This is a genomic window from Stenotrophomonas indicatrix (genome assembly GCF_050573115.1).
Taxonomy (GTDB): Bacteria; Pseudomonadota; Gammaproteobacteria; order Xanthomonadales; family Xanthomonadaceae; genus Stenotrophomonas; species Stenotrophomonas lactitubi_A.
Window position 1 is genome coordinate 296910 of record NZ_JBNYZT010000005.1, and the last position, 14419, is coordinate 311328.

14 protein-coding genes are annotated in these 14419 nt (G+C 66.4%); 6 read left to right on the top strand and 8 right to left on the bottom strand.

What is annotated here, in order from left to right; all coding sequences use genetic code 11:
* Positions 1–34: 34 nt before the first annotated feature.
* From ACQ5SA_RS14155 to ACQ5SA_RS14165, 3 genes are all read right to left on the bottom strand, one after another.
* Positions 35–2104 (bottom strand): EAL domain-containing response regulator, encoded by a 2070-nt coding sequence (locus tag ACQ5SA_RS14155; protein WP_499314556.1) that lies wholly within the window; start codon positions 2102–2104, stop codon positions 35–37.
* 91 nt (positions 2105–2195) lie between these two features.
* A complete protein-coding gene (locus tag ACQ5SA_RS14160) occupies positions 2196–3380 on the bottom strand; it encodes a BaiN/RdsA family NAD(P)/FAD-dependent oxidoreductase (RefSeq protein ID WP_499314558.1) in 1185 nt (394 codons plus the stop codon).
* Positions 3377–3925: a YaeQ family protein gene (locus ACQ5SA_RS14165; RefSeq protein WP_025875114.1), complete on the bottom strand. Its 549-nt coding sequence runs from the start codon at positions 3923–3925 to the stop codon at positions 3377–3379. The genes ACQ5SA_RS14160 and ACQ5SA_RS14165 overlap by 4 nt, the downstream gene beginning before the upstream one ends.
* Positions 3926–4105: 180 nt before the next feature.
* Between ACQ5SA_RS14165 and ACQ5SA_RS14170 the strand changes: the two genes are divergently transcribed.
* Positions 4106–4975 (top strand): pseudouridine synthase, encoded by an 870-nt coding sequence (locus ACQ5SA_RS14170; protein WP_499314560.1) that lies wholly within the window; start codon positions 4106–4108, stop codon positions 4973–4975.
* A 13-nt stretch (positions 4976–4988) separates the two neighbouring features.
* Here ACQ5SA_RS14170 and ACQ5SA_RS14175 read toward each other — a convergent pair whose 3' ends face one another.
* Complete coding sequence (locus ACQ5SA_RS14175; protein WP_499314562.1) at positions 4989–5477, bottom strand: YaiI/YqxD family protein; 489 nt, start codon at positions 5475–5477, stop codon at positions 4989–4991.
* 304 nt (positions 5478–5781) lie between these two features.
* Between ACQ5SA_RS14175 and ACQ5SA_RS14180 the strand changes: the two genes are divergently transcribed.
* The 4 genes from ACQ5SA_RS14180 to ACQ5SA_RS14195 all read left to right on the top strand — a co-directional run bounded on the left by ACQ5SA_RS14180 (position 5782) and on the right by ACQ5SA_RS14195 (position 9615).
* Positions 5782–5991: a cold-shock protein gene (locus ACQ5SA_RS14180; RefSeq protein ID WP_025875108.1), complete on the top strand. Its 210-nt coding sequence runs from the start codon at positions 5782–5784 to the stop codon at positions 5989–5991.
* A 152-nt stretch (positions 5992–6143) separates the two neighbouring features.
* A complete protein-coding gene (locus ACQ5SA_RS14185) occupies positions 6144–6833 on the top strand; it encodes a glutathione S-transferase (protein WP_230111349.1) in 690 nt (229 codons plus the stop codon).
* Between the two features lie 31 nt (positions 6834–6864).
* On the top strand, positions 6865–8430 hold the full coding sequence (locus ACQ5SA_RS14190; protein WP_499314565.1) for a protein adenylyltransferase SelO: 1566 nt from the start codon (positions 6865–6867) through the stop codon (positions 8428–8430).
* A 648-nt stretch (positions 8431–9078) separates the two neighbouring features.
* Positions 9079–9615 carry an adenine phosphoribosyltransferase gene (locus ACQ5SA_RS14195; RefSeq protein WP_230113356.1) on the top strand — a complete coding sequence of 179 codons (537 nt, stop codon included), beginning with the start codon at positions 9079–9081 and terminating at the stop codon, positions 9613–9615.
* 154 nt (positions 9616–9769) lie between these two features.
* On the opposite strand, the gene dbpA is transcribed toward ACQ5SA_RS14195, so the two are convergent.
* From dbpA to ACQ5SA_RS14215, 4 genes are all read right to left on the bottom strand, one after another.
* Complete coding sequence (gene dbpA / locus ACQ5SA_RS14200) at positions 9770–11146, bottom strand: ATP-dependent RNA helicase DbpA (protein WP_230113357.1); 1377 nt, start codon at positions 11144–11146, stop codon at positions 9770–9772.
* A 134-nt stretch (positions 11147–11280) separates the two neighbouring features.
* Positions 11281–11553, bottom strand: a complete 273-nt coding sequence (locus ACQ5SA_RS14205; RefSeq protein WP_499314566.1) for a hypothetical protein — start codon at positions 11551–11553, stop codon at positions 11281–11283.
* Between the two features lie 44 nt (positions 11554–11597).
* On the bottom strand, positions 11598–12140 hold the full coding sequence (locus ACQ5SA_RS14210; RefSeq protein WP_499314568.1) for a CbrC family protein: 543 nt from the start codon (positions 12138–12140) through the stop codon (positions 11598–11600).
* 74 nt (positions 12141–12214) lie between these two features.
* A complete protein-coding gene (locus ACQ5SA_RS14215) occupies positions 12215–13294 on the bottom strand; it encodes a YeiH family protein (protein ID WP_499314570.1) in 1080 nt (359 codons plus the stop codon).
* A gap of 101 nt (positions 13295–13395) precedes the next feature.
* Between ACQ5SA_RS14215 and ACQ5SA_RS14220 the strand changes: the two genes are divergently transcribed.
* Positions 13396–14271 carry a LysR substrate-binding domain-containing protein gene (locus ACQ5SA_RS14220; protein ID WP_499314571.1) on the top strand — a complete coding sequence of 292 codons (876 nt, stop codon included), beginning with the start codon at positions 13396–13398 and terminating at the stop codon, positions 14269–14271.
* Positions 14272–14419 lie beyond the last annotated feature (148 nt).

Below are 14419 nucleotides of genomic sequence, written 5' to 3' on the forward strand. Positions count from 1 at the left end.
GAGGGTGCCGGCCAGCGGCCGGCACTAGCACTGTTCAACCGAACTCGAAGTTCATCGCCGGCGCTGCCGGGCCGACGAAATCACCCTGCACGTAATCCACGCCGGCACTGAACAGCAGTGTCATCGAGTTGGCGTCGCTGACGAACTCAGCCATGGTGCGGATGCCGGCTTCCTGCGCGCGTGCGGTGATCTGGCTGACCCGGTCGATGTTCTCGCGGGTGGCGGCCAGGTCGCTGGTGAAACCGCGATCGAGCTTGAGGAACTGCGGCTGGAAGTGGGCCAGCAACTGGAACGAATCCAATCCCGAGCCGAACTGTTCCAGGCCGATCCGGCAGCCGAGCGGTGCTACTTCCGCCAGGAACTGCTGGGCGCTGCGCAGGTGGGTGAACACCTTCGACTCCGGCGCATGCAGCCACAGTCGTTCGCCCGGCACGCCGTGTGCCTGCAACTGCTGGCGCAGCGTGGCGATCATCTTCGGATCATCGAACGATTCCGGCGTGACCTTCACCAGCATCTGCGTGGGATGACCCTCGCGCGCACGCGCACCCAGTTCCATGATTGCCTGCGAGACGACCCAGCGGTTGATGTCCGCCAGCAGGCCATGTTCTTCGGCAATGCCGAGGAACGCAGTCGGGCTCAGCAGCTCTCCGTTGTGTTCCAGCCGCAGGTAGGCTTCATACAGTTCCAGCGACTCGCCCTGCAGGTTCAGCACCGGCTGGTAATGCAGGTGGAAGCCATCGCCTGCCAAGGCTTCGCGGATACGCGCGACCCAGCGTTGTACGCGCTCTTCTTCTACGCGATCGACCGCAGCCGGGTCGAAGATGCGGCAGGTATTGCCGAGCGCGGCAGCGGCCTGCGTACATTCACTGGCGCGCGCCAGCACCTGGCCGATGCTGGCGATCTTCTCGCCCACCTGCACCCCGCCAATGCTGACGGTCACCGTGGCCGAGCGCGCGCCGATGCTGAAGACGTGTGCGGCGTAGGCTTCACGAATGCGCTCGGCCAGTGCCACGGTCTGCGCATAGGGGCCGGACTGCAGCACGGCGAAACTGTGTTCGCCGAAACGGGCCAGCTGCGCATCCTCGCCAACGACCTCGGCCAGCAAGGCGGCGAGGGCGCCGATCAGGGCGTCGGCCGAGGCCAGTCCAATATCCGGGAGCAGGCGCGCGTAGTGGTCCGGTTCGACCATCAGCAGGCCGAACTGACCCTCGCTGCGCCCCGCCTGGGCAACCGCGTCCTCGACCTGCAGCATGAAGGTCGGGCGGTTGAGCAGGCCGGTGACCTGGTCGCGCTGGCGCAGGTCTTCGACCTCGCGCGCCAGTTCCGGGTCGAATTCCATGCGTCGGCGGAATACCACCTGCAGGCAGGATTCGCCCTCGTAGGTGGCCGCGGTGAATTCCATCGTCGCCGGGAAGGCGCTGCCGTCCTGGTGGCGGGCGTCGAGCTGGTACTGCGGCGGCGGCGCTTCGCCACGGCTGAGTGACTTCAGCAGCTGCTTGAAATCATCCACGTGCTGGGCGGCGACCATGTCCAGCAGCGAGATACCCTCGACCTCCTCGAAATCTTCGTAACCGAACATCTCCAGGTAGGCATCATTGGCACGGATGTGCATGCCTTCGTGGACATAGGCAATCGGTTCGCGCGACGAGGCGATCAGTGCGTCGCAGCGGCGCTCGGTCTCGCGCATCTGCGCTTCGATCCGGCGCAGGCCGCGGCGTGCCTGCAGATCGACCCACTGGTCGCGGACCACCGCCAGCAGGTGTTCGGCGCGCTGGCGCAGGGCGAGGGCGCGAACGCCGTTGCTGCTGGCCTGTACCAGTTCGTCCTCGTCGATGCGCTCGGCCAGCAGCACCAGCGGGATGTCCTTGCCGCTGGCGGCGATGTGCTGGGCCACCAGTGGCAGCGGGATGCTCTGCGAGGGCGCCGCCAGCACCAGGTCGATCGCCTGGCTGGCCAGTACCTGCGACAGCTCGGCCGAGTCCTGCGGGCGCCATGGGCGCACGGCGATGCCGCTGTTGCGCAGGGTACTGACGATGGCTTCGGCGTTCTCGCCGCTGTCATCGACGATCAGCAGGCGGATGGTGATGTCGTTCGCGTTCTGCATGCACTGCTCCCCAATCTGCAAATCTAGATACACGATGCGTGGCGGCGCGTCCATGCGCGCAACGCTTGCGTGCCTGGAACGGCGATGCGGTTCACACCACGCAGCCGGCCGCGTGCCCGCTGGCCCAGGCCCACTGGAAGTTGTAGCCGCCCAGCCATCCGGTCACGTCCAGCACCTCGCCGACGAAATGCAGGCCAGGCACGCGCTTGGATTCCAGCGTCGACGACGAGACCTCGTTGGTATCGACACCGCCAAGGGTGACTTCGGCGGTGCGGTAGCCCTCGGTGCCGCTGGCCACCAGCGGGAATGCTGAAAGCACCTGTGCTGCCTTGCGCAGGTCCAGCTCGTCCAGCTGACGCACCGGGCGGTCGGGCAGCCAGTGCTCGCACAGGCGCTGCGCCAGTCGCTTGGGCAGTACATCGCCCAGCACCGTACGCAGCTCCGCGGCGGGGCGATCACGCTTCATCTGGCGCAGCCACTCGGCGGCATCCTGGCCGGGCAGCAGATTCAGCGACAGCGCGTCGCCGGGTTGCCAGAACGAGGAGATCTGCAGGATGGCCGGGCCACTGACGCCACGATGGGTCAGCAGCATGAAGTTGCGGAAGCTCGTGCCATTGCTGCTGGCCTCGACCGGCAGGGCGACGCCGCTGAGCTCTGCCAGGCGTTCCTGGTGGGTGCCGCTGAGCGTCAACGGCACCAGGCCGGCGCGCGTAGGCAACAGCTGGTGACCGAACTGGCGCGCGATCTCATAGCCGAACCCGGTTGCACCTAGGCTGGGAATGGACAGGCCGCCGGTGGCGACCACCAGCGAGGCGCAATGGAACAGGCCGTGCGTGGTGTGCACGCGAAAGCCGTCATTACCGTGCTCGATACGTTCCACGCTGCACTGCGTACGGATCTGCACGCCGGCCTGCTGGCATTCGTCCACCAGCATCTTCACGATCTGCTTGGACGACACATCGCAGAACAGCTGGCCCAGTTCTTTTTCGTGATAGGCGATGCCGTGGCGCTCGACCATCTCGATGAAGTGGTAGGGCGAGTAGCGCGCCAGTGCCGACTTGCAGAAATGCGGATTGGCCGACAGGAAGTTGGCCGGGGTGGTGCCGGTGTTGGTGAAGTTGCAGCGGCCACCGCCGGACATCAGGATCTTCTTGCCGATCTTGTTGGCGTGGTCGATCACCTGCACATGCCGGCCTCGCTGGCCCGCCGTGATCGCGGTCATCAGCCCGGCTGCACCGGCACCGATCACCAGCACGTCGCAGCGGATCGTGCTCATGCCTTGGCGCGCTTGCGCCAGTTGGGGATCACGTCCAGCTGCATCTGATCGTTGAGCAGCTGCACTTCGGCGTCCTGGATCAGCACGCTCCAGCGCATCGCACGCTGGATCTGCTGGCCCCACAGATCGACGAATCCGCCGTCCAGGTCAACCACCGACAGGTTGTCGAAGCGGGCCAGGCCCTTGCCCTGCTTCTGCCACCAGATGTCCGACGCGTTGCCGCCGTAGTTGACCACCTGCACCTGCCGGCTGCGGTTGCTGGCCTTGCGGATGCGGGACTCGTCCGGATGGCCGAGGTCGATCCACTGCAGGATGTCGCCGGTGTAGTCGTGCTCCCACAGGTCGGGCTCATCGTCGGTGCTCAGGCCGCGGCCGAACTCCAGGCGGTCGCCAGCGTTCAGCGCGAAGGCGAGCAGGCGCACCATCAGGCGTTCGTCGGTTTCAGACGGATGCTGGGCCAGGGTCAGGTTGTGGGTCGCGTAGTAGCCGCGATCCATGTCGCTGATCTGCAGTTCGGCCTTGCGGATGGTGGCGGTGAGGGCCATGAAGATCCAGAGGGGTAAAGACCGTCAATGATAGAGGTTTGCCCCGGGGGTGTCCGGTATGGGGGTGTTGGCAGGGCGTGATCGGTGGCACGCTGGCCGTCCTGATTCTTTCGGTCTGCCCTGTCGTATGTCCTGTTCACGTCCGTGCCGCCTGCAGATCTCCGGCATCGCGACCACGTCATGACCACGCCCAGCCGACTGCAGCTGCCGCCCGGTGACTGGGTTTCCCTGCTGGAGGGGCTGTGCGCGCGCTTCCCGCGCATCGACCGGCTGCAGTGGGAGAGTCGCTTCGCGCGCGGGCGGGTACAGGACGCGGAGGGCAGGGCACTGGCACCGGACATGCCGTGGCAGGTGGGGCTGGAGATCCGCTACTTCCGTGAAGTGGCCGACGAGCCGGTGATCCCGTTCGTTGAAACCATCCTGCATCACGACGCGCACCTGCTGGTGGCTGACAAGCCGCACTTCCTGCCGACCGCGCCTGCCGGTGCCTTTGTGCGTGAAACCCTGTTGGCGCGACTGGTCGAACGCACCGGCAATGCCGATCTGGTGCCGTTGCACCGGCTGGACCGGTTGACGGCTGGGCTTGTGCTGTTCTCCACCCAGCCGGAAACGCGCGACGCCTACCAGCGCCTGTTTCGTGAGCGTCGCATCGAGAAGACCTACGAGGCGCTGGCGCCGGCCCTGCCAGACCTGCGGTTTCCGCTGGAGCGGCACAGCCGGTTGCAGCCAGGGGAGCCGTTCTTCCGTATGGCTGAAGTTCCCGGCGAGCCGAATGCGCGGACCCGTGTCGAGGTCATCGATGCGCATGGGCCGGTCTGGCGCTACCGGCTTGTGCCCGAATCCGGGCGCAAGCATCAGCTGCGCGTCCATATGGCCGCGCTCGGCGCACCGATCCTGGGGGATGGGTTCTATCCGCAGTTGCAGGAACGAACGCAGGGTGGTGGCGAGCCGCCCTTGCAGCTGCTGGCGCAGGCGCTGGCCTTTGACGATCCGCTTACTGGCCAGCGGCGCAGCTTCCGCAGCGCGCGCACTTTGTGCGTTCCTGGCTGACGCGCCGCCGGATTCACCTGCTCGCGCGGCGGGCCAGCCAGCGGTCCAGCTCGGCAGCGAACAGCTGGCGGTCGCGCGCACCCAGAGGAGGCGGCCCACCGGTCTGCACGCCCGCACCACGCAGTTCCTCCATGAAATTGCGCATCGACAGCCGCTCGGCCATGTTGTTGGGGGTGTACAGCTGGCCACGCGGGTTCAGGGCCACGCCCTTCTTCTCCAACACCAGGGCGGCCAGCGGGATGTCCTGGGTGACCACCAGGTCGCCGGCAGACACCCGCTCGACAATGGCGCTGTCAGCCACGTCCAGCCCCTGCGGCACCTGGATCGAGCGCAGCCAGCGCGAGGGTGGGGTGCGGATCCACTGGTTGGCGACCAGGGTCAGTTCCACGCCAACCCGTTCAGCTGCGCGGAACAGGATGTCGCGAATGACGACGGGGCAGGCGTCTGCGTCCACCCAGATGCGGGGGAGCAGGGGTTCAGCTCGGGTTTCAGCTTCAGTCATTTACCCAGTGTAGGGTAGGAAAAACCTGAATGGGGGCCCGGGTTTAGCCTCGATCTGGTGCAACCCCTTGCCCTGTCTAGGGGCCGGCCGTTTGTCGCTGAATATCAAGGCTATCGCTTTTTGTTCAAAACACGCGTATCGTCTGGCCCACTGTGTTTGCTAGGGTCACCGTGAATCGTGGCCTGGTGCAGTTGATCTCACGATCCGCTCATCGATCCGCTTTACCAACGCCTGCAACTCAGTCTCGGCCCCGATACCCGGTGGCTGCGATTTTTTTCAACATGTGTTTCAGGAGTTAGTAAATATGTCTGATCGTCAGACCGGCACTGTCAAGTGGTTCAACGACGCCAAGGGCTTCGGCTTCATCACCCCGGAAAGCGGCCCGGACCTGTTCGTGCATTTCCGCGCGATCCAGGGCACCGGCTTCAAGACCCTGCAGGAAGGCCAGAAGGTTACCTTCGTCGCCGTCCAGGGTCAGAAGGGTATGCAGGCTGACCAGGTGCAGGCGGTCTAATCCGTCTGCTACCGTTTGGTAGCCAGAACGCCGGGAGCGAAAGCTCCCGGCGTTTTTCGTTATGGGCTTCTTGCAGCGTCGTGCCAGGTCCGGCTCTACAAAGGGCATGCACCCGGCACGGTACGATGCAGATCTCCCCAAGGATCGTCCCCATGCGCATCGTCCATCATCTGGAAAACTCCCGTTCGCTGCGTGTGCTGTGGATGCTGGAGGAGCTGGGGCTGGACTACGAGCTGCGCCGCTACCCACGCGACCCGAAGACGATGCTGGCGCCGCCGGAACTGCGTCAGGTGCACCCGCTGGGCAAGGCCCCGGTGCTGCAGGATGGTGAGCTCATCCTCGCCGAATCCGGCGCCATCCTCGATTACCTGGTTGATCGTTACGACGTGCATCGCCAGCTGTCGCCGTCGCCGGTACCGGCAGATGGCAAAGAGCGCATCGATTACCGCTACTGGCTGCACTATGCCGAAGGGTCGGCGATGCCGCCGATGCTGCTGACCTTGGTGATCAGCCGCATCCGCAGCGCGCCGATGCCGTTCTTCGCGCGGCCGATCGCACGCAGCATCGCCGACAAGGCCGAGCGCGGTTTCGTCGGCCCGCAACGACGCCTGCATCTGGACTGGATGGAACGGCGTCTGGCCGAAAGCCCGTGGTTTGCCGGCGAGCGCTTCACCGCCGCGGACATCCAGATGAGCTTCCCGATCCAGGCAGCGGCCGCACGCGGCGGCGGGCTGGACGACAAGCCGGCATTGCGTGGCTTCCTCAAACGCATCGGCGAGCGTCCGGCCTATCAGCGTGCAGAGGCCCACGGCGGGGCATTGCAGGCCCTGCGCGGCGATTGAGGACGGCCGTCGCCGCCCCCATGCTGTGCTCATGGATACCACAGCTCCCCAGTTCGACAACCGCCTGCTGAACCTGCTGCCGGGCGATCCCGAGTCCGGCCCGCGCCGGCGCGAAGTGCTGGGTGCGGCCTGGTCGTCGGTGATGCCGACGCCTGTAGCAGCGCCAGTGCTGCTGGCGTGGTCGCCGGAGGTTGCCGGGATGCTCGGATTCGATCCCGCGCAGGTCGATGATGAAGGCTTCGCCCAGGTGTTTGGCGGCAACGCGCTGTATGCAGGCATGCAGCCATGGGCGGCCAACTATGGAGGCCATCAGTTCGGGCATTGGGCCGGGCAGCTGGGTGATGGTCGCGCCATCTCGCTGGGCGAGTTGATCGGCGCCGATGGCAGGCACTGGGAACTGCAGTTGAAGGGCGCCGGGCCAACGCCGTACTCGCGCGGCGCCGACGGCCGTGCGGTGCTGCGCTCGTCGATCCGCGAATTCCTGTGCAGCGAGGCGATGCATCACCTCGGCGTGCCGACCACGCGTGCCCTGTCGCTGGTCGGCACCGGCGAAGACGTGGTGCGCGACATGTTCTATGACGGACATCCGCGCGCGGAGCCCGGCGCGATCGTCTGCCGGGTATCGCCATCGTTCCTGCGTTTTGGTTCGTTTGAACTGCCCGCTTCACGTGGCGAGACCGCACTGTTGAAGCAGATGGTCGACGCCTGCATCGCCCGCGATTTCCCGGAACTGAAAGGGCAGGGCGAAGCGCTGTATGGCGACTGGTTCGCACAGATCGCCGTGCGTACCGCAGAGATGATCGCGCACTGGATGCGCGTCGGCTTCGTGCATGGGGTAATGAACACCGACAACCTCTCCGTGCTCGGCGTGACCCTTGATTACGGCCCGTATGGTTGGGTCGAGGACTTCGATCCGGACTGGACCCCGAACACCACCGATGCGCAGGGGCGTCGCTATCGTTTCGGCACCCAGCCGCAGGTGGCGTATTGGAACCTCAGCCGTCTGGCACAGGCGCTGTCGCCGTTGTTCGCCGACGTGCAGCCGCTGCAGGCAGGGCTGGCCGCCTACCAGGCAACCTTTGTCGCCTGCACCCGCCGCGATGTGGCGGCCAAGCTGGGGCTGGCGGCCGCCGACGACACCGATCTGCAGCTCTACCAGCGCTGGCAGCAGCTGATGCAGGAGGGCGGCATGGACATGACCTTGGCATGGCGCGCGCTGATGCGCATCGATGCCAGCGCGCCCGATGCGGGGGTACTGGCCGAAGTCTTCTACGACCCCGAGCAGCAGCACGCGGTGCAGGAACCCCTGCAGCAGTGGTTGCAGGACTATGCGGCACGGCTGCGTGCCGATCCGCTGTCGGCACCCGAGCGCGTCGCGAAGATGGGCGCAGCCAACCCCTTGTACGTACTGCGCAACTGGCTGGCACAGGAAGCGATCGATCGCGCCGAACAGGGAGACCTGGGCGGTGTGCATGCCCTGCAGGACGTGCTGCGTGATCCATACACCGAACGCCCCGAGCTGGAGCATTACGCCGGCAAGCGCCCGGCGTGGGCTGACAACCGTGCCGGCTGCTCGATGCTGTCCTGCAGTTCCTGAAGAGTGTTCTTCTGCAGGGCTGCGCCCTGCACCCGCTGTAGTGCCGGCCGCTGGCCGGCAACCTCAACAGCAACAGCGGGGTTCCATGGTTTGGCGGGGTGGGTCCGGTTGCGGGGGACGCCGTGAACCCCTCCATGGGGGCTTGGCCGCGGCATCCATGCCGCGGACACCCCCGCAACCGGACCCACCCCGCCTTCGACAGATCTCCGCGATCTGTAGCTCCACGCCATGCGCGGATGAGTATCCATCGAAATCGAATATTTCGAGAATTGAACGAAAAGCATCCACGCATGGCGTGGATCTACTGGCCACCGGCAAACTGTCGAAGGCGGGGCACTGTGGGTTTGCGGGGTGTGAGCCGCATGGATGCGGCGACCAAGCCTCCATGGGTGAGGGCGCTTTGCTTGCGAAGCACTGCTTCGCAAGCGCCCGAACGCACAGCCGCCAGCGGCTGGGCAGGTCTGGGGATTCACGGCGTCCCCGCAGACCCACAGTGCCCCGCCATCCCACGGAATGCCCGCTTTTGACGTTGCTGTTGCCATCGCTTGAAGCCTCTGCAGGTGCCGGGCGCAGCCCGGCCGAACCCCTCAACAGGCAGCCGGCGCCCGGAACAGGTACCCTATGCCGCCATCAGACAACCGAATCGCCATGACCGACGCCATCGTCGCTCCGCAGTGGGCCTCGCGCCTGCGCGACATCGCCGACTTCCCCAAGCCGGGCATCCTGTTCAAGGACATCATGCCGCTGCTCGCCCACAGCGACGATTTCCGTGGCGCGATCGTTGCGATGTCCGAGCGCTGGCGCGAGCAGAAGCTGGACGCGGTGATCGGCATCGAATCGCGCGGCTTCATCCTTGGCGCCGCCATGGCGCTTGAGCTCGGCGTGGGCTTCGTGCCAGTGCGCAAGCCGGGCAAGCTGCCGGGCAAGGTGCTGCGCGAGGAATACACCCTCGAATACCGCAGCGACTGCATCGAAGTACATGCGGATGCACTGCCCGCAGGCGCGCGCGTGGCGATCATCGACGACGTGCTGGCAACCGGCGGTACGCTGGTTGCTGCGTTGTCGCTGGTGCGCCGCCTGGGCGTGGAAGTAGTCGGCGCCGGCGTGCTGGTCGAGCTGGACGGCCTGGGTGGCCGTGGCCGCTGGGAAGCGGATCTGCCGCTGCACACCGAACTGGTGTTCTGATTCCGCAGGTGCCAACCAAGGTTGGCGCCTACCCGGGCGAATCGCGGTGAACCGGTAGTTGCCAACCTTGGTTGGCACCGCATGGATGGGCCAACCAAGGTTGGCCACTACCAGGCCACGTCGCTGCCAACCGTGATTGGCAGCGCTCCTTCAATCACATCATCCGCACGCGGAATCGTCGGCCCTTGATCTTGCCGGCTTCCAGCTTCGCCACTGCCTTGTTCACCTGCTCACGGGCGATGGCCACGTAGGAGCGGGTCGGGAAGATCGCGATCTTGCCGATGTGCTTGGCCGACAGGCCGGCGTCGCCGGTAAGTGCACCGAGGATGTCGCCCGCGCGCAGCTTGTCGGTCTTGCCGCCATCGATACGCAGGGTGCGCATCGCCGCCTGCGGCAGCTCGGCCGGGCGCGACGTCGCCAGCGGCGTCTTCTGCCAGTCCAGCGGCTCGCCGCGCTGTGTTTCGATGGCCTCGGCGCGGTTCTTTTCGCGGCCCGCTACCAGGCTGATCGCCAAGCCACTGGCGCCGGCACGACCGGTACGGCCGACACGATGCTGGTAGCTCTCCACATCGGTGGGCAGCTCGTAGTTGATCACCGCCGCCAGGTCTTCCACGTCCAGCCCGCGCGCGGCGACGTCGCTGGCAACCAGCACGTTGCAGCTGCGGTTGGCCAGGCGCAGCAGCACTTCCTCGCGGTCGCGCTGTTCCATGTCGCCATGCAGGGCGAGCGCGGAGAAGCCGAACTGCTGGAGCGAGTTGGCGACTTCGTCCACGTCCTTGCGGGTGTTGCAGAACACCACCGCCGATTCGGGCGTGTACTTAAGCAGCAGGCCAGCCAGCGCCTTCTGCCGATGCGCCGGCTCCACTTCGCAGAACACGTGGCGGATGGCCGGGGCCTGGTCGGCGCCATCCACCGTCACTTCAGCGGCATCGCGCAACAGGTCGCGGGCCATGGCGCGGATGGTGTCGGGGAAGGTGGCCGAGAACAGCAGGCTCTGGCGATCGCGATGGGTGCGGCCGGCGATCTCGCGGATCGGTTCCTCAAAGCCCATGTCGAGCATGCGGTCGGCTTCGTCCAGCACCAGCGTGCGCACTGCGCCCAGGTTCAGTGCGCGCTTGCGCGCCAGTTCCTGCACGCGGCCAGGCGTGCCGACCACCACGTGCGGATCATGGCTTTCCAGCGACGCCAGCTGCGGGCCCAGCGGCGTGCCGCCGGTCAGCAGCAGCAGCTTCAGGTTGGGGATGCCGGTGGCCAGCTTGCGGATCTGCTTGGCGACCTGGTCGGCCAGCTCGCGGGTCGGGCACAGTACCAGTGCCTGCACGCGGATCAGGCTGGGATCGATGGCCTGCAGCAGGCCGAGGCCGAACGCCGCCGTCTTGCCGCTGCCGGTCGGCGCCTGCGCGATCACATCGCGGCCATCCAGGATCGCGGGCAGGCTCTGCGCCTGCACGGGGGTGAGAGTGGTGTAGCCGAGGGCATCAAGGCCGGGCTGCAGGGCCGGGCTCAGCGGCAGGGTCGAGAAATCAGTCATGGCGCATTGTACCTGCGCGCGCGCCCGGTCCCGCCTCGCAGCCTTCATCCATGCACGGCGTGGATCCCCCGGGGGAGGCGGCGCCTTTGGAATTCAGTAGATCCACGCCATGCGTGGATGCTCTGGCCGTCCCCTCAACCCAGCCCAAGGGCCACCAGCCGAGCGGCCATCGCCTGCAGCTGCTCCGGGGTGGCCACCTTTCCCGCCGCCGTGGGCTCCAGCAGCAGCTGGTGGAACCACGGGTTGGCGTGCTGTGTATCGAAGTCGAACGAACAGGTCGCCTGCTCGCCCATCACCGCCTGCACGATCCCGAGCAGCGTGTCTTCGGCTTCATCGACATTGCCCGGCCCATAGCGATCATCCAGCAGGCGCAACGGGATCGGCAGCAGGGTGGGGGAAGCGGGCATGCCTCGAGTCTAACGATCCACGTTGGGCAGGAGCAGGAGGAGGCTCAGGCCGCGTCAACATGGAACTGGATCAGGCCGCAGTGCAGGCACTCGAACGTGTAGAAGCCGATATCTCCACCGGGTTCGTAGTCGCTGACCAGCTCCGACCAAAGCGCTTGGTCGGCGTCGTTGGTCGCGCACCATGCCGCGATGCTCGCTGCCGAGGCCTGACTCAGCTGTTCCATGGTGGCGTCGCCCAGGAAGCGGCAGACATCACTACAATGGGCCAGCCATTTTTCCCCTTGAAAGCTGACGTAGCCTGGCGTGCGCAGGGACAGCTCTTCCAAAGCGGTTACGGGCACGCCGTGGTCGACGTCCAGGCTGCAGGCAAATGCGATATTCAGTGCCGACGCTGCTCGACCATCGGCAATGCACCAAGGGCAGATCTGCTCCGAATAATCTTCGCGCCCTTTGTGGATGGCATCGCGCAGGTACACGTATCCACGCGCTTGCTGGCAGACCCTGCAGGCAGTAGTGGACGGCCCCACGTTGCCCGTCGCAACCGGGTCCGGGTGGTAGCGGAAGTTTGGAAAGTCATTGATGCTCATGGCGTCCATCCAGTGCAGCGCAGGGGACGTTCTTGTACGACCTGCGGATGGTGTCGGCAAGCGGGGAAGGTCGCTCAGCCCAGCACGGCCAGCACGCCCTGATGGATCACCAGCCCACCGAACAGCAGCCAGCCGAACAGGATCAGCGCCAGCAGCAGCGGCTTCAGGCCGGCCTGGCGCAGGGCCGAGACGTGGGTGGTCAGGCCCAGTGCGGCCATCGCCATCGCCAGCAGCACCGTATCCAGCTGCACCAGTCCTGCCAGCAGCCCGGCCGGCAGCAGGTGCAGCGAATTGAGGCCGGCAACCGCCACGAAACCGAACGCGAACCACGGCACCACGATCCGGGCCTTGCCACCGTCCGCCGCCGCCTTGCCGCCACGCGCCAGCCACAGCGACAGCGCGATCAGGAACGGTGCCAGCAGCATCACCCGCACCATCTTGGTGATGACAGCGGTATCGGCGGCCGGCTCGCTCACCGCGCGTCCGGCGGCGACCACCTGCGCGACCTCGTGCACGGTCGCGCCGGTGAACAGGCCGTACTGCTGCGCGTCCATCGCCAGCCAGCCATGTGACTGCAGCAGCGTATACAGCGCGGGATACAGGAACATCGCCACCGTGCCGAACACCACCACCGTCGATACCGCTACCGTTACCTGCGCGGCGCGACCGCGCACCACCGGTTCGGCGGCCATGACGGCGGCCGCACCGCAGATGGCGCTGCCGGCACCGATCAGCATGGCGGCCTCGCGCTCCATCTTGAACACGCGCACGCCCAACCAGCAGGCCAGGCCAAAGGTGCTCGCCACTACCAACACGTCCATCAGCACGCCGGCGACGCCGACGTGGCCGATGTCCTGGAAGGTCAGCCGCAGGCCGTACAGCACGATGCCGGCGCGCAGCAGCCAATGCTTGGAGAAGCCGACGCCCGCCGCGCTGGCAGGGGCCAGTCGTGGATAGAACGTGTTGCCGACCACGATGCCAGCGACGATCGCCACGGTCAGCGCGCTCAGGCCGTGCGCCTGCAGCCAAGGCAGCTCGGCCAGATACAGCGAAGCGGCCGCGACCAGGCCGACCAGCAGCAGGCCGGGCAGGCGAGGTTGCCAGCGCTGGCGCAGGGCGGGCAGGGACCAGGAGGAGAGGGCGGGGGCGTTCATGGCAGTTGAAGGGTCTGAAGAGGCCATGCCAGCGTGCGCTCGCCACATTGACCAGTAAAACGAATAATATTGGTGAAAATTACCCATAAGACAGGTTGATTGTGCGCCTCACCCTCCGCCAGCTGCAGGTCTTCGTCGCCATCGCCGATCACGGCAGCACCACGGCCGCCGGTCAGGCCATCGCCCTCTCGCAATCGGCCAGCAGCGCCGCGCTGCAGGAGCTGGAGGCGCATTTCGGCACGCCGCTGTTCGACCGCATCGGCCGTCGCCTGGCGTTGAACGGCCACGGCCGGGCATTGCTGGAACCGGCGCGCGCGCTGCTGGTCAATGCCGCAGATCTGGAGCGGCAACTGGCGGCGGGCGGTGACCCTGCCCAAGGCGCACCTCTGCGGCTGGTACTGGCGGCCAGCACCACCATCGGCAACTACCTGCTGCCGCCGCGTATCGCCGAACTGCTGCGGCAAGCACCGCAGGCCGAGGTCGACCTGCGCATCGACAACAGCGCAGGCGTGGTCGCCGCGGTGCAGCGCCTGGACGTCGACGCCGGCCTGATCGAAGGCCCATGCCATGAACGCGGACTGCAGGTCACGGCCTGGCAGCAGGATCCGCTGGTGATCGTGGCAGCCGCGGACGCGCCCCCGCGTTGGTCGCTGGATGAACTGCGCAGTGCCCGTTGGCTGCTGCGCGAACCCGGTTCAGGCACCCGCGAAGCCGTTGAACAGGCGCTGCTGCCGTACCTGCACGGCTTCGCACAGACCCTGCAGCTGGGCAATACCGAAGCCATCAAGCAAGCCGCCATCGCCGGCCTCGGCCTGGCCTGCCTGTCCCGCCACGCACTGGAAGAACCCCTGGCCCTGGGCCGCCTGCGCATCCTTGAAACGCCATTGCCCGCCCTGCAACGCACCCTGTGGCTGGTACGCCACCCCGGCAAGCGGTGGTTACCGGGGCTGCAGGCGTTGTTGGGGGACGTAGAGTAACCCGCTGGTATCCAGTCGATTCCATCCAACGATGGATCCTGCAGCAATCATCCACGCATGGCGTGGATCTACGTGTCGACCAAGGTCGACACCCACCAGAAGCAGACCATGTCATCCCGACAGATTGCGGTGGTCTGTCGAAGGCGGG

Bases quoted from the DNA above. Each gene is read 5' to 3' on its own strand.
- ACQ5SA_RS14155 (WP_499314556.1), bottom strand. From the start codon at position 2,104: ATGCAGAACGCGAACGACATCACCATCCGCCTGCTGATCGTCGATGAC.
- ACQ5SA_RS14160 (WP_499314558.1), bottom strand. From the start codon at position 3,380: ATGAGCACGATCCGCTGCGACGTGCTGGTGATCGGTGCCGGTGCAGCC.
- ACQ5SA_RS14165 (WP_025875114.1), bottom strand. From the start codon at position 3,925: ATGGCCCTCACCGCCACCATCCGCAAGGCCGAACTGCAGATCAGCGAC.
- ACQ5SA_RS14170 (WP_499314560.1), top strand. From the start codon at position 4,106: ATGACCACGCCCAGCCGACTGCAGCTGCCGCCCGGTGACTGGGTTTCC.
- ACQ5SA_RS14175 (WP_499314562.1), bottom strand. From the start codon at position 5,477: ATGACTGAAGCTGAAACCCGAGCTGAACCCCTGCTCCCCCGCATCTGG.
- ACQ5SA_RS14180 (WP_025875108.1), top strand. From the start codon at position 5,782: ATGTCTGATCGTCAGACCGGCACTGTCAAGTGGTTCAACGACGCCAAG.
- ACQ5SA_RS14185 (WP_230111349.1), top strand. From the start codon at position 6,144: ATGCGCATCGTCCATCATCTGGAAAACTCCCGTTCGCTGCGTGTGCTG.
- ACQ5SA_RS14190 (WP_499314565.1), top strand. From the start codon at position 6,865: ATGGATACCACAGCTCCCCAGTTCGACAACCGCCTGCTGAACCTGCTG.
- ACQ5SA_RS14195 (WP_230113356.1), top strand. From the start codon at position 9,079: ATGACCGACGCCATCGTCGCTCCGCAGTGGGCCTCGCGCCTGCGCGAC.
- dbpA (WP_230113357.1), bottom strand. From the start codon at position 11,146: ATGACTGATTTCTCGACCCTGCCGCTGAGCCCGGCCCTGCAGCCCGGC.
- ACQ5SA_RS14205 (WP_499314566.1), bottom strand. From the start codon at position 11,553: ATGCCCGCTTCCCCCACCCTGCTGCCGATCCCGTTGCGCCTGCTGGAT.
- ACQ5SA_RS14210 (WP_499314568.1), bottom strand. From the start codon at position 12,140: ATGAGCATCAATGACTTTCCAAACTTCCGCTACCACCCGGACCCGGTT.
- ACQ5SA_RS14215 (WP_499314570.1), bottom strand. From the start codon at position 13,294: ATGAACGCCCCCGCCCTCTCCTCCTGGTCCCTGCCCGCCCTGCGCCAG.